This is a genomic window from Polaromonas sp. P1_G4 (assembly GCF_056405475.1).
On record NZ_JBFUCA010000942.1, the window covers coordinates 1 to 857 of the forward strand.

Annotated in this window: 1 protein-coding gene; it reads left to right on the forward strand. The window is 60.4% G+C overall.

From position 1 onward, the window contains the following. Positions 1 to 98 precede the first annotated feature (98 nt). A partial coding sequence (locus AC1D1X_RS24620) for a LysR family transcriptional regulator (RefSeq protein ID WP_477699531.1) occupies positions 99 to 857 on the forward strand: 759 nt, incomplete at its 3' end.

Genomic DNA, 857 nt, shown 5'->3' on the forward strand with positions numbered 1-857 from the left:
GTAAAGCAGTGCTCAAAACTGATTCTTGAACTGTATTGAATTTGAAAATGAAGATAAACAAGCTTTCAGTTGAAGCTATTTGCAAATAAAATTTGTAAATGAAAGCCCTGCAAGACCTGGAAATCTTTATTCGCACTGTCGACACAGGCAGCCTGTCGGCCACGGCCCGCAGCCTGGACCTGACGCCGGCGGCCGCCAGCGCGGCACTCAAACGGCTGGAGGCAGAATTGCAGGCGCCGCTTTTTGTGCGTTCCACCCGCAGCTTGCGGTTGACGCGCGAAGGTGAGGTTTTCCTCGCACACTGCCGGCCCGCGCTGGCCGCCCTGCGAGATGCCCAGCTGGAGCTCGCCAGCGGCCGGCAGCAGGTGCGCGGTGTGCTGCAGCTGGCCGCGCCATCAGACTTCGGCCGCAATGTGCTGCTGCCCTGGCTGGAAGCGTTTCAGCTGTTGCATCCCGGCATTCAATACCGGCTGCACCTGTCGGATCGCGTGACCAATGTCTACAGCGACCTGGTGGACGCGGCTTTTCGGCAAGGCGAGCCGCCCGATTCCAGCATGCTGGCGTTGCCGGTGGATTTGACGAATCGGCGCGTGCTGTGTGCGTCACCTGCCTACCTCGCGTTGCACGGTACGCCTGATACGCCGCAGGCACTGGCAAAGCATATTTGCCTGTGCTTCATGCTGGGTGAAGACGTGTATGACCGTTGGAAGTTCTGGAGAAATGGCGAAGAGCTCACGGTGCGTGCCACTGGCGGCAATGTTGCCAACGATGGCGACGCGGTTCGCCGGTGGGCCCTGGCCGGCCGCGGCATCACTTACAAGTCGCGGCTGGATGTGGTGGGCGACCTGGCTGCGGGG